The organism is Streptomyces sp. Sge12 (assembly GCF_002080455.1).
Taxonomy (GTDB): domain Bacteria; phylum Actinomycetota; class Actinomycetes; order Streptomycetales; family Streptomycetaceae; genus Streptomyces.
Genome location: NZ_CP020555.1, coordinates 65972 through 90534, shown reverse-complemented (window position 1 = coordinate 90534; position 24563 = coordinate 65972). Strand labels below are relative to the sequence as shown.

General features: G+C 74.5%; 21 protein-coding genes and 1 tRNA gene. 17 read left to right on the top strand and 5 right to left on the bottom strand.

Annotation, left to right across the window (positions count from 1 at the left end; all coding sequences use genetic code 11):
- Window positions 1–41 precede the first annotated feature (41 nt).
- Together B6R96_RS00450 and B6R96_RS00445 are read left to right on the top strand one after the other, a co-directional pair.
- The gene (locus B6R96_RS00450; RefSeq protein ID WP_081521148.1) at window positions 42–1481 is read left to right on the top strand and encodes an MFS transporter; all 1440 of its coding nucleotides are present in this window, start codon (window positions 42–44) and stop codon (window positions 1479–1481) included.
- 406 nt (window positions 1482–1887) lie between these two features.
- A complete protein-coding gene (locus tag B6R96_RS00445) occupies window positions 1888–2343 on the top strand; it encodes a transglycosylase SLT domain-containing protein (RefSeq protein WP_051779897.1) in 456 nt (151 codons plus the stop codon).
- Window positions 2344–2452: 109 nt separating this feature from the next.
- Here B6R96_RS00445 and B6R96_RS00440 read toward each other — a convergent pair whose 3' ends face one another.
- The gene (locus B6R96_RS00440; protein WP_053168052.1) at window positions 2453–2815 is read right to left on the bottom strand and encodes a hypothetical protein; all 363 of its coding nucleotides are present in this window, start codon (window positions 2813–2815) and stop codon (window positions 2453–2455) included.
- 199 nt (window positions 2816–3014) lie between these two features.
- On the opposite strand from B6R96_RS00440, the gene B6R96_RS00435 reads away from it, so the two are divergent.
- From B6R96_RS00435 to B6R96_RS00420, 4 genes are all read left to right on the top strand, one after another.
- Window positions 3015–3398 carry a hypothetical protein gene (locus B6R96_RS00435; RefSeq protein ID WP_081521147.1) on the top strand — a complete coding sequence of 128 codons (384 nt, stop codon included), beginning with the start codon at window positions 3015–3017 and terminating at the stop codon, window positions 3396–3398.
- Between the two features lie 56 nt (window positions 3399–3454).
- Window positions 3455–4189 (top strand): hypothetical protein, encoded by a 735-nt coding sequence (locus B6R96_RS37145; RefSeq protein WP_081521146.1) that lies wholly within the window; start codon window positions 3455–3457, stop codon window positions 4187–4189.
- Between the two features lie 112 nt (window positions 4190–4301).
- Window positions 4302–4622, top strand: a complete 321-nt coding sequence (locus tag B6R96_RS00425; protein ID WP_030390506.1) for a hypothetical protein — start codon at window positions 4302–4304, stop codon at window positions 4620–4622.
- Between the two features lie 221 nt (window positions 4623–4843).
- Window positions 4844–5965 (top strand): nucleotide disphospho-sugar-binding domain-containing protein, encoded by a 1122-nt coding sequence (locus B6R96_RS00420; RefSeq protein ID WP_081521145.1) that lies wholly within the window; start codon window positions 4844–4846, stop codon window positions 5963–5965.
- Window positions 5966–6056: 91 nt separating this feature from the next.
- Here the strand turns inward: B6R96_RS00420 and B6R96_RS00415 are convergent, their stop codons facing one another.
- Window positions 6057–6548: a MarR family winged helix-turn-helix transcriptional regulator gene (locus B6R96_RS00415; RefSeq protein ID WP_203351574.1), complete on the bottom strand. Its 492-nt coding sequence runs from the start codon at window positions 6546–6548 to the stop codon at window positions 6057–6059.
- 75 nt (window positions 6549–6623) lie between these two features.
- On the opposite strand from B6R96_RS00415, the gene B6R96_RS00410 reads away from it, so the two are divergent.
- A complete protein-coding gene (locus tag B6R96_RS00410) occupies window positions 6624–7571 on the top strand; it encodes a quinone oxidoreductase family protein (protein ID WP_081521143.1) in 948 nt (315 codons plus the stop codon).
- 78 nt (window positions 7572–7649) lie between these two features.
- On the opposite strand, the gene B6R96_RS00405 is transcribed toward B6R96_RS00410, so the two are convergent.
- Window positions 7650–7724 (bottom strand) — tRNA-Trp (locus B6R96_RS00405).
- A 177-nt stretch (window positions 7725–7901) separates the two neighbouring features.
- Here B6R96_RS00405 and B6R96_RS00400 point away from each other — a divergent pair.
- From B6R96_RS00400 to B6R96_RS00385, 4 genes are all read left to right on the top strand, one after another.
- Complete coding sequence (locus B6R96_RS00400; RefSeq protein ID WP_081521142.1) at window positions 7902–9512, top strand: phospholipase D-like domain-containing protein; 1611 nt, start codon at window positions 7902–7904, stop codon at window positions 9510–9512.
- A 174-nt stretch (window positions 9513–9686) separates the two neighbouring features.
- Entirely contained in the window at window positions 9687–10787 is a 1101-nt protein-coding gene (locus tag B6R96_RS00395) for an LLM class flavin-dependent oxidoreductase (protein WP_030390511.1), read from the top strand.
- The gene (locus B6R96_RS00390; RefSeq protein WP_081521141.1) at window positions 10784–11452 is read left to right on the top strand and encodes a CE1759 family FMN reductase; all 669 of its coding nucleotides are present in this window, start codon (window positions 10784–10786) and stop codon (window positions 11450–11452) included. Before B6R96_RS00395 ends, B6R96_RS00390 begins: the two co-directional genes overlap by 4 nt.
- 143 nt (window positions 11453–11595) lie before the next feature.
- Window positions 11596–12582 (top strand): alpha/beta fold hydrolase, encoded by a 987-nt coding sequence (locus B6R96_RS00385; RefSeq protein ID WP_107475432.1) that lies wholly within the window; start codon window positions 11596–11598, stop codon window positions 12580–12582.
- Between the two features lie 39 nt (window positions 12583–12621).
- On the opposite strand, the gene B6R96_RS00380 is transcribed toward B6R96_RS00385, so the two are convergent.
- A complete protein-coding gene (locus B6R96_RS00380) occupies window positions 12622–13518 on the bottom strand; it encodes an arginase family protein (protein WP_081521139.1) in 897 nt (298 codons plus the stop codon).
- A gap of 307 nt (window positions 13519–13825) precedes the next feature.
- A complete protein-coding gene (locus B6R96_RS00375; protein WP_237291259.1) occupies window positions 13826–14815 on the bottom strand; it encodes a phospholipase in 990 nt (329 codons plus the stop codon).
- 608 nt (window positions 14816–15423) lie between these two features.
- Between B6R96_RS00375 and B6R96_RS00370 the strand changes: the two genes are divergently transcribed.
- The 6 genes from B6R96_RS00370 (at window position 15424) to B6R96_RS00340 (ending at window position 24534) form a co-directional block, all read left to right on the top strand.
- Window positions 15424–15612, top strand: a complete 189-nt coding sequence (locus B6R96_RS00370; protein WP_030390516.1) for a thiazolylpeptide-type bacteriocin — start codon at window positions 15424–15426, stop codon at window positions 15610–15612.
- Window positions 15613–15638: 26 nt separating this feature from the next.
- Window positions 15639–15821, top strand: coding sequence for a thiazolylpeptide-type bacteriocin (locus B6R96_RS00365; protein WP_030390517.1), 183 nt, complete (start codon window positions 15639–15641; stop codon window positions 15819–15821).
- Window positions 15822–16134: 313 nt separating this feature from the next.
- Window positions 16135–19278: a lantibiotic dehydratase gene (locus B6R96_RS38610; protein WP_107475431.1), complete on the top strand. Its 3144-nt coding sequence runs from the start codon at window positions 16135–16137 to the stop codon at window positions 19276–19278.
- 44 nt (window positions 19279–19322) lie between these two features.
- Window positions 19323–20519 carry a lantibiotic dehydratase C-terminal domain-containing protein gene (locus tag B6R96_RS00350; RefSeq protein ID WP_159396242.1) on the top strand — a complete coding sequence of 399 codons (1197 nt, stop codon included), beginning with the start codon at window positions 19323–19325 and terminating at the stop codon, window positions 20517–20519.
- Window positions 20520–20698: 179 nt separating this feature from the next.
- Window positions 20699–22618 carry a hypothetical protein gene (locus B6R96_RS00345; RefSeq protein WP_081521136.1) on the top strand — a complete coding sequence of 640 codons (1920 nt, stop codon included), beginning with the start codon at window positions 20699–20701 and terminating at the stop codon, window positions 22616–22618.
- Window positions 22615–24534 (top strand): TOMM precursor leader peptide-binding protein, encoded by a 1920-nt coding sequence (locus tag B6R96_RS00340; protein WP_081521135.1) that lies wholly within the window; start codon window positions 22615–22617, stop codon window positions 24532–24534. The genes B6R96_RS00345 and B6R96_RS00340 overlap by 4 nt, the downstream gene beginning before the upstream one ends.
- Window positions 24535–24563 lie beyond the last annotated feature (29 nt).

Below are 24563 nucleotides of genomic sequence, written 5' to 3'. Positions count from 1 at the left end.
CCCGCGGTGTCCTGACTGCGTCGGCCGAGAGGAACACCCTCATGCGCGCGGAGTCCTCACCCGCCGCGCGGAGAACGGGGGCCTTCGCCGCGGTCGCCGTCGCCCTGTTCTGCATCCAGCTCGACTTCTTCGCCCTCAACCTCGCCATCCCCGGCATCGCCGCCGAGCTCGGCGTCACCGTCTCGGCCGCGCAGTGGACCCTGTCCGCGTACATGCTCGCCATCGGCTGCTTCTTCATCGTCGGCGGCCGGGTCGGCGACGTCTTCGGACGGCGCGCCACCCTGCTGGCCGGCATCGCCCTGTTCACCGCCGGCTCCGTGGGCTGCGCACTGGCACCCGCCCTCGGCCCGCTCGTCCTGGCCCGCATCGCGCAGGGAATCGGCGCGGCCTTCGTCTTCCCGGTCTCGGTGGCCGTGATCACCAACACCTTCCCCGAACAGAGCCGGGCCAAGGCCCTGGGCGCCGCATTCGGCATCGCCAACATCGGCACCGCGATCGGCCCCTTCGTCGGCGGAGGCTTCACCGAGGGACCCGGCTGGCGCTGGATCTTCTGGCTGATGGCCCCGCTCGGCCTGCTCTCCCTGCTCATCGCCCTGGCCCGCGTACCCGACTCGCGCGACACCTCCGCGCCCCGCCAGCTCGACCTCCTGGGCTGCGCCCTGATCGTGTGCGCGCTGGCCGCACTGACCCTGGCCGTGGAGCGCGGGGACGCCTGGGGCTGGGGGAGCGCCCGCACCCTGGGCTGCTTCGCCGCGGCCGTCACGGCCGGCGCCCTGTTCCTGGTGCGCGAGCGCCGCGCCCGGCACCCGCTGGTCGACCTGCGGCTGTTCCGCAACGTCCCCTACGTCCTGGTGACAGGGATGGGCTCGCTCTCGAACATGGGCTACGGCGTCACCGTCTTCCTCGCCACCCTCTACCTCCAGGGCGTACGCGGCCTCTCGCCGCTCCTGGCGGGCACGGTGTTCCTGGCCCCGGCCGTGCTGGTGGCGCTCAGCGGGCCGCTCGGCGCGCGGCTGGGCCGGCACATGCGGCCGACCGCGGTGATGGCGCTGGCCGGGGCCGTCGCCGGCACGGGGATGTACGCCCTGGCCGGGGTCGGGGCGTGGTGGCTGTACGTGCCGGTGTTCGCGTGGTGCGGCCTGGGCCTCGGGCTGGGCTGGACGTACTCCGGCGTGGCGACCCAGCAGGTCGTCGCACCGGCCCGGGCGGGGGAGGCGTCGGGCGTGCTGCTGACGTTCCTGGTCACGCTGGGCGCGATCGCCCTGGCCGGGACGGCGGCGGCGATCTCCGCGATGACCCCGCAGCGGCCGCCCGAGGAGGCCTACGACGCGATCCTGCGCCTCGGCGGGCTGGTCATCGTCGCGACGGCGGTGGTGGTCATGGCCGTACGCCACCGGCTCGTGACGCTCGGACGGGTCCCGCCCCTGTCCCTGCGGGCGGACGACGCCGCCGCCCGGGAGCCGGGCCCCCGCAGCCCCTGAGGCCCCTGACCCCCGCTCCTTCCGGAGCCGGGCCCCGCCCCGCCCGTTCCCTTCGATCCCGAGGCGATTCCGGCATCCCACCACACCTCTCAAAGGTGTACATAGAGGGACATTCAGTGACATTCGGGCGCTGTGAGGGTGAGCCGCCCCATAGGGCCCACGTCACATACGAGCCGGGATAGTAGCCTGCGAAGGCCCCGCCGCAGCTGCCCCGAACCGACTCCCACCAGCACGGACCCCTCCACGCCCGCCCGGGGGCCGCAGGTCCCCCACTCCGAGGCCCCCTAGTAAGAGGGGCCGTTGCCAGGGGGTCGGGGCGTCTGTAGAACTGGATGAGTCGCCGGGCGGCACGGGTGCTTCACCCCGCCGCCGACGAACCCCTCTCCAGCGCGTGAGTGGCTCACGCATGCCTCCGGCATGCCGCGACCGCCCTTGTTCCCTGTGGAAGGTTTCCCCCGTGTCCCACTCCGTCATCCGCCGCATCGCCGCCTCGAAGAAGGCCCTCGCGGGCACCGTCGTCGCCCTCGGTGTCGCCGGCTCCATGCTCGCCACGGTTCCCGCCCAGGCGGCCCCGACGAGCGCCAAGGCGATCGCCCAGCAGATGATCAAGGACCCGGCGCAGTTCGCGGCGTTCAACAACATCGTTTCCCGCGAGAGCGGCTGGAACCACACCGCCACGAACGCCTCCTCCGGCGCCTACGGCCTGGTCCAGGCCCTGCCGGCCTCGAAGATGGCCTCCGCCGGCGCGGACTGGAAGACCAACCCCGCCACCCAGATCAAGTGGGGCCTGGACTACATGAACGACCGCTACGGCAGCCCGGTCGGCGCCTGGAACTTCTGGCAGTCCCACCACTGGTACTGAGCCACCAGCGGACAGCAGACGCACCGAAACGCTCGGCCGGACCCCCGGCCGGGCGTTTTCGCGTACCCGGCCCCCGGCCCCCGGCCCCGGCCCCCGCTCGGAGAGGCGGCTAGCGGCCGCCGCGGCCCTCCCGGAAGTGCAGCGCGAGCCCGGCCGCGGCACTCGCGGCGACGACACCGGCCGCCATGAAACCGCCGCGTGCGCGCCAGGACAGCACCGACCAGCGGGACTGCGCGGACAGCACCGAGCCCGTGCTGAGCCAGGAGGCCGCCGACAGCGCCGACAGCGAGGATCCGATGGAGGCGGCGGACAGGGCGCAGCCCACGGACCCGATCGACAGCACCGAGCCCACCGAACCGATCGACAGGACCGAGCCCACCGAGCCGATGGACAGCACCGAGTCCTTCGACCAGAGCGAGAGGCAGGACCGGTTGCTGCCGTGCCACGGGCCCGCCGACGCATCACGTGTGATCACGGCACCATCCTGACAGGCGGTCGGCACTGCGGGCGGTAGTCCGGGCCGCCCCAGTGGTCCCGGGGCGGCCGCAGGCGTCCACGCCGACCCGGTCGCCGGGCCGACGACGGCCCCCACCGCAGGCCCTCGTCCCCCTCCCCGGCCGGGGAGGAAAACCCCTGGGGGCGCTCCCGCCCCGGCCCGTACGCTCGCCCGTATGCCCCGCTCCCCGAAGAAGGCCCGCCGGCTCGTCGCCGACGGGCGCACCTACCTGTGGACGATCCGCCACGGCCACCGCGTGCTCGACGACGACGGCTGCCGCAAGACCCTCACCCTGCGCTCCCACCCGTCGGGCACCGGCGGCCTGCTGCGCTTCGTCTTCGACGAGGGGCCCGGCCGGTACGTCTCGGGATTCACCACGGGCTCGGGCGAGGTGGGGGAGAGCGGCGTCGGCGCGCTGAACCTGCACGAACCGGGCACGGTACGGGTCCTGCTCGACGCGGCGCTGGCCCGCGGTTGGCAGCCGGGGGAGAGGCGGGAGGTGAAGGTCGACGGCTGGACCTTCCTCGGCGCGGCGGTCGCCGCACGGGAGGACCGGTGACCGCAACACCCCTCCGGCCACGCTGACCTGCGAGGCGTCCGCAAGAATGCGGTCGCATGAGCACGCACTCCTCCGGCGATCCGACCACCGCCGCCCCCGCTGCCGCCGCCCCCTCCCGCTCCGCCTCCGCCGCCTTCGCCCGCCTCGGCGGTGAGGACGACCAGCAGGTCTGGAGCGACCTCTGGAGCGACCTGTGCCATCAGGAATCCGTCGACGAGGACAGCTTCCTCGCCCTCCCGCACCTGACGGCGATCGCGACCGGCCGCGCCCCGGGCGAACCGCAGGAGGCCGTCCTGATGGCGGGCCTGATCGCCTCGGCGGCGGACGAGGAGCACACAGCGCGCTACGCCGGGGAGGTGTCCGCGCTGCTGCCGGTCGCCCGCCGCCTCCTGGACGAGGCCACCGACCATCCGCCGACCTTCGTGTACCTCCTCCAGTGCGTGCTGGCCTTCGAGGGCGAGCGGGTGTGGAGCGCCGGGCGGCTGGAGGGCCTGTTCGTGCAGGAGTACGAGATCGAGTGCCCGCACTGCACGTCGGAGCTGTTCATCGCCTTCGGCGACCACGGGACCTTCGCCGCGGCCGGTGACTACGTGACGGCCGACCCCGCCCGGGCGGAGCTCCTGCCCGCCGATCCCGCCACGCTCGGCCCGCTCCCCGCCCGCCTGCACCGCGCGGCGTCGCGGGCGGGCCACGCGCAGGTCGCGCTCGGGCTGACGTACCTCTTCGGCCGGGCGACCTGCCCGGACTGCGGGGCCGCCTTCGCCGTCGCCGAACAGGTCGAGGAGCGGTAGCGGGCTGCGCCGTACGGATGGACTCGGGCCGTACGGCGGCCGGTACGGGCCCTCGCCGCACGAAGCGGCCTACGTTCGCACTGCTCCCCACCCCTCACGAAAGGCAGTACTCGTGCGATCGATCCGTTGCGCCCTGACCGCTCTCGCCGCCGGTGGCATCCTCCTGGCGGGCGCCTCCGCCGCCTCCGCCGACGACGCCTTCACCGTCTACGCACCGATCAGCAACACGTACTCGATCGTCTTCGGCGACCTGAGCCAGGTGGCCGGCGACGACGTCTTCAACGCCGGCCACGACAACACGGTCGGCTCCCACAACGGCGCGGCGCCGGCCGGTGACATCGGCATGGCGACCCTGCCCGCGACCCACATCATGAGCAACGAGGCCCTCAAGGGTGCCGCCGGCCAGTGGACCGGCAACATCTTCCGCAAGTAGGCGGCTTCCGGTCCACGGGAATGGGCCGCCACCCCCGCACGGGGGTGGCGGCCCATTCCCGTGGACCGGGCCCGTCGGCCGGACACCGGGCGTCCCAGAACGTCTGATTATCGACCCCCCGAAGGGAACACAACGCGCATTCCCGTCAGTTCACCGAACGGCACCGGGGGCGCGCCCGCACGACTCGCCCCCGACCGGCAGACCATGAGCAAGGAGAGACCGTGCGCATACTCTTCACCGGCCCGCCCGCGGCCGGCCACCTCTTCCCGATGATCCCGACCGCGCAGGCCTTACGGGCCGCGGGCCACGAGGTGCTGTTCGCGGGCTCGCAGCCGCTGGACCAGCTCCGCGAGGCCGGTTTCCCGATCGTCGAGATCGGCGACGGCCGCAGCATCCGGGAGGTGTTCGAGCAGTCCACCGGTGAGGAAATACGCTACGTCGCCCCGGACATGACCCCGGAGCAGATCCTCGGCAGGGCCGCCCACGGCTTCGCGCTCGTCTCCCGCTCCACCGTCGAGGGACTGCTGGAGATAGCCGACAGCTGGCGCCCCGACCTTCTGATCCACGACTCCTTCCAGGCCGCGGCCCCGCTGGTCGCCGCCAAGCTGAAGATCCCCTCGGTGGTCCACAACTTCGGCGTCACCTCCGGCCTCGACATGATCGGCCGGCTCGCCGCCCACTTCACCGAGGCCTACGAGACGTACGGGGTCGCCGGACCGGCCGAGCCCACCGCCCTGAACGTCGTCCCCGCCTCCCTCGGCGGCGACCCGGCCGGCCTGCGCATGCGCTACCTGCCCTACAACGGCGGCGGCATCGTCCCCGCCGGGCTCCTGCGGCGCGGCGGCCGCCCGCGCGTCGCCGTCACCCTGGGCACCGTCCTGGCCGAGCTGGACGGCGTCCGCGCCATCGTCCGCCTGATCGAGGCCGCCGCATCGGTGGACGCCGAGTTCCTGCTCGCCGTCGGCGGAGCCGACCTCGGCCCGCTGGGCACCCTCCCGGACAATGTCCGCCCGCTGCCCTGGGTGCCGCTCGCCGAACTGCTGACCGCCTCCGACGCGCTGATCCACCACGGCGGATCCGGCACCCTGCTCACCGCCCTGCAGGCCGGCCTGCCCCAGCTGCTGCTTCCCCAGGGCGCCGACCACTTCACCAACGCCGACGCCCTCACCGCCACCGGCGCCGCCCTGCGCTCCGCCTCCGACGACGTCGACGCCCCGCTGTTGACCCGGCTCATCACCGACCCGGCCCTGCGCGAGGCGGCCGCCCGCCTCCGGGAGCAGAACACGGCCCTGCCCACCCCGGCCGAGACGGTTCCCGCCCTGGAGGCCCTGGCCGCCTCCTGAACACGGCAGCCCGCACGGAACCTGCCCGGCCCCTGCCCCGGCCCCGCCCCCGGGCGGGTTCCGTGCGCGGACCGGGGCGGGGGAGAGGGGCTCAGGAGGCGGGCGCGGCCCCGGTCCGGCGGGTCTGCCCGATCAGCACGGCCGTCGCCCGGTCCAGGAGTTCACCGAGCGCCGCGTGCTCGGAGGGCGTGAAGGCGTCGGCGAGCGCCCGCTCCAGGACGGCCACCTCCTGGTAGGCGCGGTCCAGGAGCTCCCGGCCCTCCTCGCTCAGGCTCGCGATCTGCACCTTGGCGTGCACCGGGGACGCCTCGCGGCGGATCAGTCGCTTGGCCTCCATGTTGGCCAGCACGCTGCTCATGCTCTGCTGCGTCACCCCGCAGGAACGGGCCAGTTGGGCGCCCGACATGCCGCCCTCGCGGGAGAGGGCCAGCAGCACCGTGTACTGCGTCATGGTCAGCCCGTAGCCGCGCAGCACCGCCTCGTGATGCGCCATCAGCGCCTGCTCCGAGCGCCTGATCCGGGTGCAGAGGGACTCATCGACCGGGGCTTCCATCACGCACTCCCACTCAACTAACAGGTTCATGGGTTGACTCAGGAACCTTATATACCTACTGTCCTCGACTATAAGGATACTGAGTCAGCACAAGGGGCTGTAACGATGAAGGCTGTCCTCCTCGACGCCGAGAACCACTACCGCGTCACCGAACTCGACGAGCCCACCCCCGGCCCCGGTCAGGTGGCGATCCGCGTCGCCTACGCCGGGATCCAGTGGGGCGACACCATGGCCCGCGACGGCCGCTTCCCCCTCCCGCGCCCCTTCGTCCCGGGCTTCGAGGCCTCCGGGCACATCACCGCGGTCGGCGACGGCGTCGACCCGGCCCGCATCGGCAGGCCCGTCACCGCACTGACGGCGGCGGGCGCCTGCGCCGAAGTGGCCCTGGCGCCCGCCGCGCTCACCCTGGAAACCGGCGACCTGCCGCTGCGCACCGCCGCCGGCCTCGGCTGGGGCGCCCCGACCGCCTACGACCTGATCCACACCACCACCCGCGTGCGCCCCGGCGAGAGCGTCCTCATCCATGCCGCGGCCGGCTCGGTCGGCACCCTCGCCGCCCAGTTCGCCCGCCTCGCCGGAGCCGGCCGCATCGTCGGCGTCGCCGGCAGCGCCGCCAGGGCCGACTACGCCGCCGCCTTCGGCTACGACCGGGTCCTGCTGCGCGAACAATTCCCGGGCGCTCTCCACGCCGAACGCTTCGACGTGATCCTCGACCCGGTCGGCGGCCCGACCCGCCGGGCCGGTCTGCACCTGCTGGCCGAGCACGGACGACTCGCGGCCTTCGGCAACCTCGGCCCCCACGAGTCCGCCCCCGCCGACCCGAACGACCTGCTCATGCACGGCACATCGCTCCTGACCTACAACAGCAACCTGCTCAGCCGCACCCACCCCGAACGCCTCGCCGACAGCGCCCGCCACGCGCTCCGCCTCGTCGCGGACGGCAGCGTACGGATCGACATCACCGCCGAGTACGGGCTCGCGGACCTGGCCACCGCCGTGCAGCGGCTCGCCGAGGGCGCCACCCACGGCAAGAGCGTGATCCGCATCGCCTGACCGCACGCAGTGCGCCGAACCGCCCGGCGCGGGCCGGGCGGGCTGCGTGGGCTGCGCGGGCTGGGCGGTCAGGGCGGGCGGAGCCGACCGGAGTCGAACCGGCGTCCTCGCGATTTTGGAGACCGCGCGCGTCGACCTCTGCGCTACGGCTCCGCCCGTCCGGCATCGTACGGGCGCCGCCCCGCGGACGGCCCGGCCGGGGGTGGCCGGAACTCGATCGACGCGGGTGAACAGCGGGCTACTTCTTGGTAACTTGCGCGAGTTGATCAAGGTCGGGGTGTGGCCGGCCACGCTCCCGGCCGGAGCCACCCCCCAGTTCAAGGAACCACATTGGCACGCACCGTCCGCACGACGGCCCTCGTCTCCACCACGGCCCTCGCCCTGGGCCTCTCCCTCCTGGCTTCCGCCGCCCCCGCGGCCGCCGCCGACGCCGCACCCACGCCGCACCTGGACTCGGTCGAGCAGACCCTGCGCCAGGTCTCGCCGGGCCTGGAGGGCTCGGTGTGGGAGCGCACCGCCGGGAACCGCCTCGGCTCCTCCGCCCCCGGCGCCGCCGACTGGCTGCTCCAGACCCCCGGTTGCTGGGGCGACGCCGCCTGCACCGACCGGCCCGGCACCCGCCGCCTCCTGGACAAGATCCGCCAGGACATCGCCGCCGCCCGCGAAACGGTGGACATATCGACGCTGGCGCCCTTCCCCGACGGCGGCTACCAGGACGCGATCGTCGCGGGCCTGAAGGAATCCGCCCACAGGGGCAACCGGCTGAAGGTGCGCATCCTGGTGGGCGCCGCGCCCGTCTACCACTCCACGGTCATCCCCTCGTCCTACCGCAACGAGCTCCTCACGAAGCTCGGCCCGGACGCAGCCGCCGGCATCACCCTCAACGTGGCCTCGATGACCACCTCGAAGACCGCGTTCTCCTGGAACCACTCCAAGCTGGTCGTCGTCGACGGCAGTTCGGTGATCACCGGCGGCATCAACAGCTGGAAGGGCGACTACCTGGAGACCTCGCACCCGGTGAGCGACGTCGACCTCGCGCTGAGCGGGCCCGCCGCCGGCTCCGCGGGCCGCTACCTGGACTCCCTGTGGGACTGGACCTGCCGCAACAGGAACAGCTGGAGCTCGGTCTGGTTCGCCGCCTCGCCCGGCGCGGACTGCATGCCCTCCCTGCCCCGGCCCGCCGCCCCCCTGGGCGGGGGCGACACGCCCGCGCTCGCCGTCGGCGGCCTCGGCGTCGGGATCCGCCGCAGCGACCCCGCCTCCTCCTTCAACCCCGTCCTGCCCACGGCCGCCGACACCAAGTGCGGCATCGGGCTCCACGACAACACCAACGCCGACCGGGACTACGACACCGTCAACCCCGAGGAGAGCGCCCTGCGCGCCCTGGTCTCCAGCGCGACCTCGCACATCGAGATCTCCCAGCAGGACGTCCACGCCACCTGCCCGCCGCTGCCCCGCTACGACGTACGCCTCTACGACGCCCTCGCCGCGAAGCTCGCCTCCGGCGTGAAGGTCCGCATCGTCGTGAGCGACCCGGCGAACCGCGGCACGATCGGCAGCGGCGGCTACTCCCAGATCAAGTCGCTCTCCGAGGTGGCCGACGCCCTGCGCGGCCGCCTGGCGGCCCTGACCGGCGACGGCGCCCGCGCGCGCACGGCGATGTGCGAGAACCTCCAGCTGGCCACCTTCCGCTCCTCCGACCGGCCGACCTGGGCGGACGGCAAGCCGTACGCCCAGCACCACAAGCTGGTCTCGGTCGACGGGGCGGCCTTCTACATCGGCTCCAAGAACCTGTACCCGTCCTGGCTCCAGGACTTCGGGTACATCGTCGAGAGCCCGGCCGCGGCCGGACAGCTGAAGAGCGACCTGCTCGACCCGCAGTGGCGGTACTCGCAGGCCACCGCGACCTACGACCACGCCCGCGGCCTCTGCCAGGGCTGACGGCCCCCACCCCGCTCCCGCCCCCGCTCCGCCCGGCCCGGCGGGGCGGGGGCGTCCCCGTGCCGCCTCCCTTGCCCCTCCCTCCTTCCCCCCTCCCCGGCCCTCGGGAATATCCCGTGAGCACCCCCCGTTCCGAGGTATAGTTGAACAGTCAACAATCTTGGAAGGGGAGCCATGCAGTTCGGGATCTTCACCGTCGGCGACGTCACGGCCGATCCGACGACCGGACGCGTGCCCAGCGAGCACGAACGCATCAAGGCGATGCTCGCCATCGCACAGAAGGCCGAGGAGGTCGGCCTCGACGTCTTCGCCACCGGCGAGCACCACAACCCGCCGTTCGTCCCCTCCTCACCGACGACGCTGCTCGCCCACATCGCCGCACGCACCGAGAACCTCATCCTGTCCACGTCGACGACGCTGATCACCACCAACGACCCGGTGAAGATCGCCGAGGACTTCGCGATGCTCCAGCACGTCGCGGACGGCCGCGTCGACCTCATGATGGGCCGCGGCAACACCGGACCGGTCTACCCCTGGTTCGGCAAGGACATCCGCGACGGCATCGACCTCGCCATCGAGAACTACGCCCTGCTGCGCCGCCTGTGGGACGAGGACACCGTCACCTGGAAGGGCAAGTTCCGCACCCCGCTGCAGTCCTTCACCTCCACCCCCCGCCCGCTCGACGGCGTCGCACCCTTCGTCTGGCACGGCTCCATCCGCTCGCCGGAGATCGCCGAACAGGCCGCCTACTACGGCGACGGCTTCTTCCACAACAACATCTTCTGGCCCGCCTCCCACACCGAGCAGATGGTCAACCTCTACCGGCAGCGCTACGCCCACTACGGGCACGGCACCCCCGAACAGGCCATCGTCGGCCTCGGCGGCCAGGTCTTCATGCGCAAGAACTCCCAGGACGCGATCCGCGAGTTCCGCCCCTACTTCGACAACGCCCCGGTCTACGGCCACGGCCCGTCCCTGGAGGAGTTCACCTCCCAGACACCCCTGACCGTCGGCTCGCCCCAGCAGGTCATCGAACGCACCCTGTCCTTCCGGGACTACGCCGGCGACTACCAGCGCCAGCTGTTCCTGATGGACCACGCCGGCCTGCCCCTGAAGACCGTCCTGGAACAGCTCGACCTCCTCGGCGAAGAGGTCGTACCGGTCCTGCGCAAGGAGTTCGCCAACCTGCGCCCGGCCGGCGTACCCGACGCCCCCACCCACCCGGCCCGCGTCGCCGCGGCCCACCGCACCCCGAAGGAGGAGACGCAGGCATGAAACTCGTCGTCGTATCGGCGGGGCTGAGCTCCCCCTCCTCCACCCGGCTGCTCGCCGACCGGCTCACGGCCGCGACACTGGAGCACGTGGACGCCGAACCCCAGGTGATAGAGGTGAGGGAGCTGGCGGCGGAGATCGCCCAGCACTTCGTCACCGGGTTCCCGCCCGCCCGCCTGGCCGCCGCACTCGACACGGTGGCGGCCGCGGACGGCCTCATCGCCGTCACACCGGTCTTCGCGGGCTCCTACAGCGGCCTGTTCAAGTCGTTCTTCGACCTCATCGACAAGGACGCCCTCACCGGCACACCGGTCCTCCTCGCAGCCACCGGCGGCACCGCCCGCCACAGCCTGGTCACCGAACACGCCCTGCGCCCGCTGTTCACCTACCTGCGCGCCCTCGCCCTGCCGACCGCCGTGTACGCGGCCTCGGAGGACTGGGGCGAGCAGGGACTGGACCGGCGGATCACCCGCGCGGCCGCCGAACTGGCACGTTTCATGGCACCCGCCGCCCACCCGGCCGCCTCCCGGGACACCGCCCCGGACGTCGACACCGCCGCCGCGATCGCACCCCGTTCCACGACGGGCGCGATCACCTCCACGGATCCGGCGAACGGCTTCACCATCGTGCCCTTCGCACAACGGCTGGCCGCACTGCAGGCCGAGTAGCGGCGGGGGAGGGCGGCCGCAACCGTCCGCCACCGGCACGCTCTTTGCCGAACCGGCAACAGGACTCGCCGCTCCCGCACCGCCCTTCGCATGATCGGGGCAGCGATCCTGGCACACGGCAGGTCGGCACCCCCGGAGGACTCATGTCGCAGCAGACCACGCACGCCACACACCGCCTGGTCCCCTCGCCCGCGGGCCGGACCCACGTGGTGGAACAGGGCACCGGACCACTGGTACTGCTCGTGCACGGCTTCCCGGAATCCTGGTACTCCTGGCGCCACCAGCTGCCGGCCCTGGCCGCCGCCGGATACCGCGCGGCCGCCATCGACGTCCGCGGCTACGGCCGCTCCTCCAGGCCCGAAGACCCGACGGCGTACCGGATGCCGGAACTGGTCGCGGACAACGCCGCCGTGGTGCACGCCCTGGGCGAACGGTCCGCGGTGATCGTCGGCCACGACTGGGGCTCGGTCATCGCCGCCGATTCCGCCCTGCTCAGGCCGGACGTCTTCCGCGCCGTGGGAATGCTCAGCGTCCCCTACGCCCCGCGCGGCGGCCCGCGGCCCAGCACGGTCTTCACCCGGCTGGGCGCGGACCGGGACGAGGAGTTCTACGTCTCCTACTTCCAGGAGCCCGGCCGGGCCGAGGCCGAGATCGAGCCCGACGTGCGCGGCTGGCTCGCCGGCTTCTACGCCGCCTTCTCCGCCGACACCATGCCCGCCCCCGACGCACCCGCCCCGCACTTCCTCGGCCGGGGCGCACGCCTGCGCGACCGCTTCCCCACCGGCCCGCTGCCCGGCTGGCTCGGCGAGCAGGACCTGGACGTCTACGCCGGGGAGTTCGAGCGGACCGGCCTGAGCGGCGCCCTGGGCCGCTACCGGAACATGGACCGGGACTGGGAGGACCTCGCCCACCTCGACGGCGCCCCCCTCACCCAGCCGTCCCTGTTCGCCGGCGGCGCCCTGGACGCCTCCACCACATGGATGGCCGATGCGATCAAGGCCTACCCCACCACCCTGCCCGGCCTGCTCTCCTCCCGGATCCTCGACGGCTGCGGCCACTGGATCCAGCAGGAACGCCCCGACGAGGTCAACCGGCTCCTCATCGACTGGCTCGCCGCCCTGCCCGCCTGAAACCCCTCCCGCCGCCCGTACCCCGGCGCGCCCGGCCGCTCAACTCCCGTGACCGCCCCGCGCCGACATCCCCCGCCCCAGGCACTCGCACAGGCGGGCGGCCAGGGTCCCGCCGGGATCCAGCCGCGGGTTGAAGATCGTGACGTCGAGTCCGACGGCGCGTTCGTCGGCCAGCGCGATCCGCAGCACGCTCTCCAGCTCCGCCCACGTCAGCCCGCCGGGGATGCGGTAGTCCACGGCCGGCATGAGCTCGTCGTCCAGGACGTCGACGTCGAGGTGGACCCAGAAACCGGCGCTCCCGCCCTCCCCGAGACGCCCGAGCGCCCACCGCGCCGCCGCACCGGCACCGACCGCACGCACACCCTCCAGATCGACGCGATGCAGCCCGGGAGGCAGGGGCTGCATTCCGGCCCCGGCCGACTCGAGGGCGTCACGGAAGCCGAAGGCGACGACATCCTCGTCGCGCACCAGGGGCCCGCGGCCCTCCAGGTCGGCGAGCAGCCCGGGCCCGCGGCCCGTGGCCAGAGCGAGCTCCATCGAGGCCGCCTCACCGGTCGGCTCGGCGGCCGGCTGGTAGAAGTCGGTGTGGCCGTCGAGGAACAGCAGCCCGTACCGCCCGCGGCGGCGCAGACACAGGAGGTTGCCCAGCAGGATGCTGCAGTCGCCGCCGAGGACCACGGGGAAGAAACCACCGTCCACCACGCCGGCGACGGCGTCGGCCAGGGCGACGGCATGGCGCGCGATACCGAGCGGATTGAGGATCCCCGTACGCTCGTCCCGCCTCGCGTCGTACGCCGCCGCCTCGACCCGGCCGGCCCGCACGGCCCCCAGCCGCTCGGCCAGACCGGCTCCCAGGAGGGCCGCCGGCAGGTCCTGGACCCCCGAGGGCCGCAGCCCCAGCACGGACGGCGCCTCGATGACCGCCGGTTTCCGCACGCCTGCACCCCTGTCGCCGTCGCCCGCATGGACCCTTGCACCGAAAACCCGTACAAACCGCCCGTATTCTCGCAAAGAGGCCGGCCGGATCAGGGGAACGCGAGCGCGTGCGTCAGCGGGTGGCCGCGTCGCGCAGGGCCAGGACGGTCCGGGCGGCACCGGCGAGGCCGGTCTCCCGGACCAGCCGTACCCCGGCGAAGTCGGCGGCGCCGCTCCACGCGCAGCCCTGGCGGCGGCGAAGCAGGTGCGGAACTCCTGCGGGAGCGCACCCCGGCCGGCCGACGAGCCGGCCGGCGCTGCGCGTGCCCTACCGGAACAGGCGGTCACCCGCGACGGCCATGCGATGCGTGCCGCCGTGGCGGTTCACCCAGTCGCGGATCAGCCCGATGGAGTTGGCGCACTGCCAGCTGTCGTCGTACTCGCGCACGCCGGTGAAGGCCCCGTAGCCCGCGATGATGCCGTCCACGCGCCCCTCGCCCAGCAGTTTGTCGACGTACCACGGGTCGTTGTAGGTGGTCGTCCAGGACAGGGTGGCCGCGAGCCGCCCCGCGTCACGGTCCCCGGCGCCCTTCTTCAGTTCCGCGCACGTGTAGTACGTGGACTCCGTGCAGTTGCCGAACCCCTTGGTGATGTCGCTGTCGCCGTAGTCCATCACCCGCCGACCGGCCGGGAATCCGGAACCGGACCGGTCGAACGCCTCCCGGACCCGGTCGCGGGTCCCGGTCGTCGTGACGCCCTCCAGGCCGCCGAGCCGGCCCTCCAGACTCTTCCAGCCCCTGCCGCCGACATCCGGGGTGCTGCCGCCGTGGTACTCGTAGAACCCGTAGAGCACCTGGATCCCGGCAGCCGTCAACCGCTGCGCCTTGTCGCGCAGTCCGGCGACGCTGCACCCGCGGTTCTCCCGTTCCCCGCAGTAGTTCGGGTCCTTGATGTCCAGCCAGACCAGCGCGAGGCGGCGCCCCGAGGCGGCGTGGGACAGAATGCGGTCGACCATGCTGTCGAAGCCGGGGCCCAGCCGGTTGTCGCCGGCCGAGGAACAGTCGTGATAGGCCCGCCATTCGTTCGGGTTCCACCAGGCGCACACGTCTATCTCGATGCTGTTGGCGCCGTGCTCGAGCGCGGCGTCCACGCCGTCCAGGGTGTCGACGCGGTGCGCGACGGCGTAGACGGGGCGACGCTGATCGGCTGCTGCCGCCGCCCCCGTGCCGAGCGAGGTGGCGCCGATGACCGTGCACAGGGCCGCGATCAGCGCCAGGAACATCCGTGGGCCGGCGCCGGGCCCGAGGTGAGTGGTCAAGAAGATACTCCGTCATATCGTTGTCGGAATCGGACGATTGAACTCGGCGGCCGCATGCCGCCATCCAATAAATGCATGATGAATGAAATCCGATCGGCGGGCGGACCCCGAGTGGCGAGAAATCGATTCCACTGCCTCCGCGCTGTGACGGAAAAGCGACCGCAGAAAGCAGAACGAAAATCCCGGTACGGCCGAACCATCGTCCCGTGACCGGACGTCCACCCGGCCGCTTCGGACCGTGGACCACCGCTTTTCGGTCCGCCGGGCGTCGCCGGCCCGCCCCCGGCGTACACCGTCCGGCCCGGCACCACCCCCCACCTCGCAATTTCCGCACCCCCACCGAAAAATGCGGCCGCTTACGCTCCGGCGGGCCTCGAGGGACCCCGGGGAATACTGAGGAGCGGCCGGAACACCGGCCGGCACACCCCCTTACGGCCGGTTTCGGCCGACAGCAACGTGACGGAGTCGAACCGGACTTGCCCAGATAGCGGGCGGAAGTCCCACGTGCTTGCCGCCCTCCGGACGACCTCGCCATGCTTTCGAACGATCCGGCCGACCGACGTTCAGTGCACTTTCGGCTTTCCACTTCCACATCCCGGGAGACATATATGTCCGACGCCGCACGTACCCCCGGGGTCGAACTCCACGACCTGGAGCTCGACCTCGGCGACCTCACCGTCACCTCGATGCGGGACACCGCCGCACTGCCCGAGGGCGGCGCGTCCTGGGGCTCCTGCTCCTGCCAGGGCTCCTCGTCGTGCGCCCAGCCGCACGACGCGGTCGCCCTCCAGGCCTGACCCGCCCCCCACACGAGAGGAAACCCATGAACGACATCACCCGGTCATCCGGTTTCGACCTCGACGACCTCGACCTCGGTGAACTCACCGTGACCTCCATGCGGGACACCGTCGCGCTGCCCGAGGGCGGCGCGTCCAACGGAGGCAGCTCCTGTTCCTGCGGCTCGTCCTCCTGCGCCCACCCGCAACTGCCGGACCTCCCCGTATAACGCAAACCACCGGCGCACCACGGCATGACGGCACGACCGCACGACGGCGTGACCCGCACCACGGCATGACGGCATGACCGCATGACGGCGTGACCGCATGACGGCGTGACCCGCACCACGGCATGACGGCACCACCGCACCACCGCACGACCGCACCACCGCACAGCCGCATCACGGCATGACCGCATGACCCGCACCACGGCATGACGGCACCACCGCACGACCGCACCACCGCTCGGCAGACGCTTCCCGCCGCGCCCCCGTGCCCGGCGGGAAGCCCGCGCGCCGCACCCCACCCACAGGACGGGAACCCATGCCGCACCCGCAGCCGCAGCCGCAGCCGCACCCCATCCCCGGCGCCGACGGCTACCGGGTACGGTCCGCGCCCTACGCGCTGGCCCGGGTCACCGTGCTCGCCCACCCGGCCCAGGACCCGGCCCCGGCCGCCTTCCGGGACTTGCTGGCCCGCCTCCACCGGCTCGACACCGAACTGGCCCTGACCGCCGCCCCGCTCTGCGACGACCTGTACGCCGCCCGCGACGGCCACCCCGCCGACTTCCACCGCGACGTCGTCCTGCCCCTGCGGCGGGCCCTGCACAACGGCCGCGAACCCCGCCCCGCCGTCCTCGCCCGCCTCGGCGACCTCCCGGCCCGCCTGCCCCGGCTCGCCGCCTGGCTGACCCTGCGCGCCGACCGCCACACCCTCCTCACCGCCCTCGACGCCGCCACGGGCCCCGCCCTCGACGCCGAACGCGCCGCGCTCGCCGCCCTGTGCCGCCAACCCGCCCTCGCCAAAGCCACCGCCCTGACCAGCGCCGACCTGCTGCGCGCCGTGAACCGCGCCGCCACCGCAGCCGACGACCGCCGGGCCCGCAAGGAGGAGCCCACCGTGCTGCGCTACGCCCTGCGCGCCAGCACCAAGACCAGTCCGCTGTCGTGGTTCACCGCGGTCGGCTGGGGCCCACTGACCCGCGACCCCGCCCCCGGCCCTGCCTCCGACCCCGCCCCCGGCCCTGCCTCCGACCCCGCCCCCGACCCCGCCCCCGGCCCCGTCCTTGCCTCCGGCCCTGCCTCCGGCTTCGGCCCTGTCCTTGCCTCCGGCCCTGCCTCCGGCTTCGGCCCTGTCCTTGCCTCCGGTCCCGCCTCCGGCCCCGCCCCTGCCTCCGGCCCCGCCCCTGCCTCCGGCCCCGCCCCTGCCCCCGGCTCCGGCCCCGGTCCCGCCTCCGGTGGCGGCCCGGCCCACCCGGTGACCTCCTGGGGTACCGCACCCCTCCTCGACGGCCCCCTGCGCTCCGTCGTGGAAACCAACCGCACCCTGACGACCGCCCTGACCCTCGCCCTCCTCGACGCCCCGCACCGCCGCACCACCCTGCCCCACCGCATCACCAGCACCGCACGGACCGCCGGCGGACGGGCCGCGTACTCCCGCGACCGGCCCTCCTTCGCCGGCGGCCGCTACCTCGTACCCGGCGAGGACGAGGCGGAGGTGGCCTTCGGCGCGGCACTGCGCCTGCTCACCGGCCTCGCCGAGGACCCCGTACCGCTCACGGAGTTGACCCGGCAGCTTGCCGCGGCGCTCCGCCCCGCCGCCGCCGACGCCGCCGAAGCCGCCGACGCCGCCGACGCCGCCGAAGCCGCCGACGCCGCCGAAGCCGACGCCGACGCCGAAGCCGACGCCGACGCCGACGCCGACGCCGACGCCGACGCCGACGCCGACGCCGACGCCGACGCCGACGCCGACGCCGACGACGCCGACGACGCCGACGACGCCGACGCCGACGGCGACGGCGGAGCCGGCCCGGCCGCGGCCGCAGCCTTCCTCGACCGGCTCGCCCACGCCGGCCTGCTGGTCCCGCAGGACCCCGTCCCCCCACAGGACCCCGACCCCCTGCAACACCTCGCCGCCTGGCTGCGGACCTTCGCACCCGGCCACCCCCAGGACGCGGAGCGCGCCCACCGGATCACCGAACTCGGCTCGCTGACCGCCCGGTTCGCCGCCGCCCCGGCCGCGGAACGCCCCGACCGGCTCACCGACCTCACCCGGCGCTGGACCGCCGAACTCGCCGCCGCCGGACGGCCCGTCCCCACCGCCTCCGCCCCGCTGACCGTCCTGTCCGAGGACGTGGTCGCCCCGTACCCGCTGGCCCTCGACGGCTTCCTCGGCGCCGCCGACCACGAGGCGCTCGGCGAGGTCACCGCCCTCGCCGAACTCTTCGACCTCGGCCACCTCGTCCGCCGCGCCGTCCGCGACCGCTTCGTCGAACGCTACGGAGCCGGCGGACGCTGCACGCACCCCTGGGAGTTCGGCGCCGACGTCACCGCCGCCTGGGAATCCGCCGGACGCATCGCCCTCCTCGACCCCGCCGACCGCGACGCGTTCCCCAGCGCGACCGAACCCCTGGCCCGGCTGCGCGCCGAGCTCGCCGACGCCCTGCGCGACCGCAACGATCCCGCCGAGGCCCGCGACGAGGCGACGCTGCCCGCGGACATCCTCAAGACCCTCGGGGAGCGACTGCCCGCCCCGACCGTCGAACGACCCCTCAGCTACGCCTACTTCCTCCAGCGCGACCCCGCCCGCGGACTCCTCGCCGTCAACCACGTCTACGGCGGCTGGGGCCGCTTCGCCAGCCGCTTCCTGGACTCCCTGGACCCCCGCGCCACCGCCGAGGTGTCCCGGCAGATCCGCCGCGGCCTCGGCCGCGGCGCCCGCCCCGCCCAGATCCGCCCCGTCGGCGGGTTCAACGCCAACCTCCACCCCCTCCTCGTCCCCGACGAGATCGGCCCCGACCGGCACCGCACCCCGATCGCCGAGGCCGACCTCGAACTCGTCCACGACGAAGCCACCGACCAGGTCCGCATCCGCCTGCGCGCCACCGGCGAACCGCTCGACGTGCTCTACCCCGGCTTCCTCGCCCCCGTACTGCTGCCGGCCCGCATCGCCCCCCACCTCGGCGACCACCCGGGCGGGGTCGTCGACTTCCGCCCCCTGGCCCCCCGCCGCGCCCTGCCCGCCCCCGGCGGCACCGTCACCGTCGGCTCCCGGCTCCGCCACCGGCACCTGGTGCTCCAGCGCCGCCGCTGGCTGCTGCCGCCCGGCGTCGTGGCCCGCCTGCGCGCCGACCTCGCCGCCGACACCGGCCCCGGGCGGGTCCCCGCGGCCGCCACCGCCCACTGGCGCGCCCTGCTCGGCCTGCCCGAGCAGGTCTTCCTGCACCCGCTGGCCGGCGCCCCCACCGGCCGGGCCACCGAGGACTTCCTGAGCCGGCTGGCCCGCCCCAAACCGCACCTGGCCGACCTCGGTAACGCCCTGCACCTGCGCTGCCTGGCCAAATGGCTGTCCCGGCACCCCGAAGGCGTCGTCCTCGAAGAGGCCCTGCCCGCCCCCGGCGGCCTGGACGAGCCCGCCCGGACCGTCGAACTCGTCCTCGAGGTCTACCGCGACGGACGCCCACGATGACCCGCCCGCCCGGCCCGCAGCACCAGGAGAGGAGCACACCGGACATGCCCACCCCCGACCCCGAAGCCCCCGCGGCAGGCGAGGCCCCGTACGACCGCAACGCGCTGGACGTCGTCGCCCACTACCACCACCCGGTCAAGGCCCCACTGCTGCGCGAGGTGATGCTGCCACTCGCCACCGCCACCGCCACCGCCACCTCCGCCTCCGCCGACGGGATCGTCGCCCACGTCGAGCGGCACTGGCTGCACGGCCCGCACCTGCGGCTGCGCCTGCAGGGCACCGACCCCGCCCGGGTCGCCCACACCGCCGAGGCCGCGGCCGCACACATCCGGACCTGGCTGCACGCCCACCCCTCCCACAGCGACCTCACCGATGCCCAACTCCTCGAACGGGCCGCCGAGTCCGGACGCGCCGAACTCCTCCCCCCGCCCTACGGTCCGGTCCACCCCGACAACACCGTCCGGATCGAGCCCGTCGACCGCTCCCCGGTACGGGACCTGCTCGGCGCGGACGGGACCCGACTGCGGGAGGACCTGCTGCACGCGGGCCTGGACGCGCTGCGCTCCGGCGCCGACTTCCTCGGCCGGCACGGCGACACCGACCGGGCCCGGCTGCGCCTCGCGGTGACCGCCCTCGCGGCCCACGCCTGCGCCCACCCCGGCGGCCTGACCGGCGGGCACTGGTCCTACGTCTCCCACCTGGAGGACTTCCTGCTCCACGACGACCCGGACGGACGGCTCCGCGCCACCTTCGAACGGCACGCGGAACGCGCCGGGGACACCGTGACCGCCCTCGTCGGACGGATCGCCGACGGGCACGCGGACGACTGGGAACAGGCCTGGGCCGGCTTCTCGCAGGGCGCCTGGCGGCTCACGCAGCAACGCCACGACGCCGGCGCCGACCTCCACGGCAACCCCCTCGCCTACCGGGCCCGCGCAGCCGCCACCGGGGACGCCGCCGCGTACGAGCGCTGGAACCAGGACATCCGCACCCGCTACAGCGAGTTCCACCGACTGCTGCGCCGCGCCGACCCGCAGGGCGCGATGTGGAGCCGGCCCGACTACCTCATCCACCGGGCCTGCACGAACGCCCTGTACCGGCTGCTGACCGTCTGCGACGTCCGCCCGCTGGAGCGCTACCTCGCCGCGCACCTGGTCGTCCGCGCCGTGCCCGCCCTGACCGGCTGCGACTGGCGCACCGAGATCGACGCCGTCATCAACGCGACGGAGACACAAACATGACCCCCCCACCCCCCGCCCCGACCACGGGCGCAACCCCCGCCCCGAGCGCGGGCCCGATCACGGGCCCGAACGCCGAGCCGAGCACGGGCCCGAACACTGGGCTGAGCACCGGCCTGAGCACTGGCTTGAGTACCGCCCCGACCACCGGCCCGAGCATGGGCCCGAGTACCGGGTCGAGCATGGGCCCGAGTACCGGGTCGAGTACGGGCCCGAGTACGGGCGCCGGCACGGGCGGCCGCGCGAGCGGCGGCGACTGGCTGGACCCCGTTGACCGGCTGGACTCCGGTGACCGGCTGCGGCCCGGCACCGCCGTCACACCGCTGCGTGCCGGTCTGCACCTGCGGGGCCGGCGCGGCAGCGTCACCCTGGAGGGCAGCACCGCCGTCCCGGTGGTGTGGGGCCTGCTGGAGGAACCCCTGCGCACCGGGGGCCTCGCACGGTTCCGGGCGGGCCTGGAGCCGGGCTCGTCCGTCCGTACCGCCGTCGACACCCTCGTGGGCCGGCTCGCCGACCACGACCTCCTCCTCCCCGCCCCGGCCCCCACCGGCCCGGCCGACCCCGCCGTCGCACGGTGGATCGACGCCACGGCCGGGCACCCCGCCGACGCGGCCGCCGCCCTCGCCACCGCCCGGGCCGAGGTCCTGGCCCGCGACCCGGCCTCCCCGCCCGCCACCGCCGCCGTACGCGCCCTGGAGGCCGGCGGCCTGCCCGTCACCGCCGCCACCGACCCCGCACTGCCCCCGGACCGGGTCCTGCTGACCGTCCGCACGGCCGGCCCGGCCCGGACCGTCGCCGCCGGACGGAGCGGCACCACCGGATACGTGACCGCCCCCGGCAGCCCCGCCCAGGCACGCGCCGACGCCACGGCCCTGGAGGCCCGACTCACCCGCACCACCCGCACCGCCGACATCGCCCGGGCACGCACCGAGGGGGAGGGCGGGCAGGGAGGTGCACCGCAACCCCACGAGATCCCGGGCGCGTTCACCGCGCTGCTGACCGGCGCCGCCGCGCACCGGCTGCTGTGCGCGGCCGCCGGACTGCCCGACCCGGCCGCCGAGGGGGACGACCCCCGGCTGCTCCCCGGGATCCCCGCCGTCCTCCTCGCCGACGCCCGCCCCCCGCGCGCCGACCACCACAGCTGGCTCGGCCCGCGGCGCATCGACGCCGACCGCCACGTCCGCCTGGCGCCCCCGGCCGATCTCGCCGAGGCGCTGCGGCGCATCGCCGCCCTCGGGGAGCGCCGCTGCGGCCCCCTGCCCGCACCCCTGCCGGGGGACCTGCCCCAACTCCCGGTGCCCCTCGCCACCTGCACCCTGCCCGACCCCGACCCCGACCCCGACGCCGACCCGCGGAACACCGGGGCACCCCGCACCCTGACCGGCGGCGCCCCCCGGCTGGACCTGGCCCGACTGGAACTGTTCTGCCGCGCCGCCGAACTCCTGCTCGGGGACGACACGTTCACCGTCGGGGCCGACCCGGGGCACGCCCGCGGCCGCGCCCTGCGCCACGCCACCGCACTCCGCCTCGCCGCGGCCGCCCCCGACCGGCGCACCGCCGTGGACCCCGCCCGATGGTCCGGCCACCCGCAGCTCCGCCACTGGTGGACGACCCTGACCGACCGGCTCGCCGTCACCGCGCGACTGGAGGTGCACCGGGCGGCCCCCGGCGCCCAGGCGTACCGGGCCGTGGTCCGCCGCACCCCGACCGGCCCGGGGCCCGGGCCGGGCTTGGTGCTCGGCGAGGCCGTCGAGGCCACCCCCGGCGACGCCGCCGCCTTCGCCGCCCTGGCCGCCGTCACCGCCGTCTGCACCGCCGCGGCCGAACCGTCCGCCGCCCGCCCCCGGCCCTGCGGCGGCGCGATCGCCCCGCTGGCGGCCGCCGGTGCACGCACCGCCGCCTGGGAGGACCTCGGCTGGAGCGGGGGCTGGCTCGCCGACCTGGCCGGCCGCGAGGAAGCCCTCCAGGACACCCTGCACCGGGTGTCCGGAGCCGGCCCCACCCCGAACCCCCCGAACCCCCCGGACCCCACCCCCGAACTTGTCGGCCTGCTGCGCTCCTTCGGCTTCACCGTGCTGCGTACCGCCGAGGAGGCCCGATGACCGCCCCCGCCCCTGCGACCGCCCCCGCCCGTGCAGCCGTCCCCGTACTGGACGCCGCCGCAGCCCTGGCGGCCACCAGCGGCCGGGCCGCGGTCCTGCTGACCCACTGGACGCTCGGCCTCGCCGAGGAACTGAGCCGCCACGCCCTGAGCCGGCCCCTGACCCTGGTCCCGGTCCGCCACGACGGAGCCCTCGCCGTGATCGGCCCGGTCCTGCGGCCGGGCGGCGCGGCCTGCCTCGTCTGCACCGAGTACCAGCGTCTGGCGACCGCGGGCGGCCGGGTCCCGTGGCAGAGCCCGAAGCTGACCCTGGCCGGAGTGCCCTCGCCCGCCCTGACCCCGGCCGCCCTGGCCCTCGTCCAGGAACTCCTCGAACCCCCACCCCCGCACGCCGGGGAGGACGACTCGGCCGTCGTCCACATCGTCCACCAGGGCCGCGCCACCTGGTCCACCCACCGGCTCCGCCCCGTCGGCGGCTGCGCCGTGTGCCACCCCCTGCCCCCCGACACACCGGACCGGCTCCACCCGCTGCCCTCACGGCCGCGCCCGCTGCCCGACCCGGCCCTGCTGCGCGCACCCAACCCCCGTACGACCGGCGCCGCACTGCGAGAGGCCCTCCACGACGAACGGTTCGGGCCCGTAAGGCTGTTGCACCGCTTCGAGGACTCGGCGTTCAGCCTCACCAGCGCGATCGTCACCGACGGCCGGTCCGTCGACGACGGCGGCCACGGCCGGGCCCGCACCTACCCCGACAGCGAGCGCATCGCCCTCTTCGAGGCCGTCGAACGCCACGCCGGCATGCGCCCGGCCGGCCGCCGCACCGCCCTGCGGGCGTCCTTCGCCGAACTGGGCCCCGAACGGGCCCTGGACCCCGAACGGCTCGGCCTGCCCGACCCCGCCCACCACGGCCACCCAGGCTCGCCCACCGTCCCGTACACCCCGGACCTGCCGCTCCACTGGGTGCACGGCTGGTCCCTCACCCACCGAAGGCCCACCGCGGTCCCCGAACACGTCGCGTACTGGGACGTGCCCGGCCCGGACCGCCCGCGCGTCGTGTACGAGTCCTCCAACGGCTGCGGCCTCGGCAACAGCCCCGAAGAAGCCGCCCTGTACGGGCTGTTCGAGGTCGCCGAACGCGACGCCTTCCTCATGGCCTGGTACGCCGCCACCCCGCTGCGCCGCATCCACCTGCCGGCCGACGACACCGACACCGACACCCTGCTCCTCGCGGACCGGGCCGCGGCCGCCGGCTACCGGCTCCTCCTCCTCGACGCCACCAACGACTTCGCCGTCCCGGCCGTCCTGGCGGTCTGCCGCTACGAGGGCGGCCATCGGCAGGCACCGCGGATGTTCCTCGCGGCCGGCGCCCACCACGATCCGCGCGCCGCCATCCGCTCCGCCGTCGCCGAGGTCGTCACCAACGTCCTGGAGGCACCGCACCGTTCCTTCGCCCAGGGAGGACCGCGCGATGCCGAGAGGCTGCGGCCCATGCTGGAGCACCCGGAACTCGTCCTCACCCTCGACGACCACGTCGGGCTGGGCACCCTGCCCGAGGCCGCCCCCCGCCTGGAGTTCCTCTTCGCCGACACCCCGGCCGTGCCGGTCGCCGAGGCCTGGCCCGGCGCCCCCGAGCCGGTGCCCGACCTCAGCGACCTCCTGACCGGGACCGTCGAGCGGCTGGCCCGCGCCGGACTGGAGGTCATCACCGTCGACCAGAGCGAACCGGGACTGCGCGACAGGTTCGGCCTGCACTGCGTGAAGGCCGTCGTCCCCGGCGCGCTCCCGATGACCTTCGGGCACGTCAACCGGCGCACCCTCGGCCTGACCCGGCTGCTGGACGTGCCCCACCGTCTGGGCCGCACCCCCCGGCCCGCGCGCCACGAGGAACTGCCCCTGCACCCCCACCCCTTCCCCTGACCCGACCTGCGACGACGAGGACCGGACGA

What these genes read in the sequence shown, in the direction of transcription:
- B6R96_RS00450 (WP_081521148.1), top strand. Translation starts at nt 42, where the DNA reads ATGCGCGCGGAGTCCTCACCCGCCGCGCGGAGAACGGGGGCCTTCGCC.
- B6R96_RS00395 (WP_030390511.1), top strand. Translation starts at nt 9,687, where the DNA reads ATGCAGTTCGGGATCTTCACCGTCGGCGACGTCACGGCCGATCCGACG.
- B6R96_RS00350 (WP_159396242.1), top strand. Translation starts at nt 19,323, where the DNA reads ATGCCCACCCCCGACCCCGAAGCCCCCGCGGCAGGCGAGGCCCCGTAC.
- B6R96_RS38610 (WP_107475431.1), top strand. Translation starts at nt 16,135, where the DNA reads ATGCCGCACCCGCAGCCGCAGCCGCAGCCGCACCCCATCCCCGGCGCC.
- B6R96_RS00415 (WP_203351574.1), bottom strand. Translation starts at nt 6,548, where the DNA reads ATGAACCTGTTAGTTGAGTGGGAGTGCGTGATGGAAGCCCCGGTCGAT.
- B6R96_RS00385 (WP_107475432.1), top strand. Translation starts at nt 11,596, where the DNA reads ATGTCGCAGCAGACCACGCACGCCACACACCGCCTGGTCCCCTCGCCC.
- B6R96_RS00365 (WP_030390517.1), top strand. Translation starts at nt 15,639, where the DNA reads ATGAACGACATCACCCGGTCATCCGGTTTCGACCTCGACGACCTCGAC.
- B6R96_RS00410 (WP_081521143.1), top strand. Translation starts at nt 6,624, where the DNA reads ATGAAGGCTGTCCTCCTCGACGCCGAGAACCACTACCGCGTCACCGAA.
- B6R96_RS00340 (WP_081521135.1), top strand. Translation starts at nt 22,615, where the DNA reads ATGACCGCCCCCGCCCCTGCGACCGCCCCCGCCCGTGCAGCCGTCCCC.
- B6R96_RS00390 (WP_081521141.1), top strand. Translation starts at nt 10,784, where the DNA reads ATGAAACTCGTCGTCGTATCGGCGGGGCTGAGCTCCCCCTCCTCCACC.
- B6R96_RS00345 (WP_081521136.1), top strand. Translation starts at nt 20,699, where the DNA reads ATGGGCCCGAGTACCGGGTCGAGTACGGGCCCGAGTACGGGCGCCGGC.
- B6R96_RS00435 (WP_081521147.1), top strand. Translation starts at nt 3,015, where the DNA reads ATGCCCCGCTCCCCGAAGAAGGCCCGCCGGCTCGTCGCCGACGGGCGC.
- B6R96_RS37145 (WP_081521146.1), top strand. Translation starts at nt 3,455, where the DNA reads ATGAGCACGCACTCCTCCGGCGATCCGACCACCGCCGCCCCCGCTGCC.
- B6R96_RS00370 (WP_030390516.1), top strand. Translation starts at nt 15,424, where the DNA reads ATGTCCGACGCCGCACGTACCCCCGGGGTCGAACTCCACGACCTGGAG.
- B6R96_RS00445 (WP_051779897.1), top strand. Translation starts at nt 1,888, where the DNA reads ATGCCTCCGGCATGCCGCGACCGCCCTTGTTCCCTGTGGAAGGTTTCC.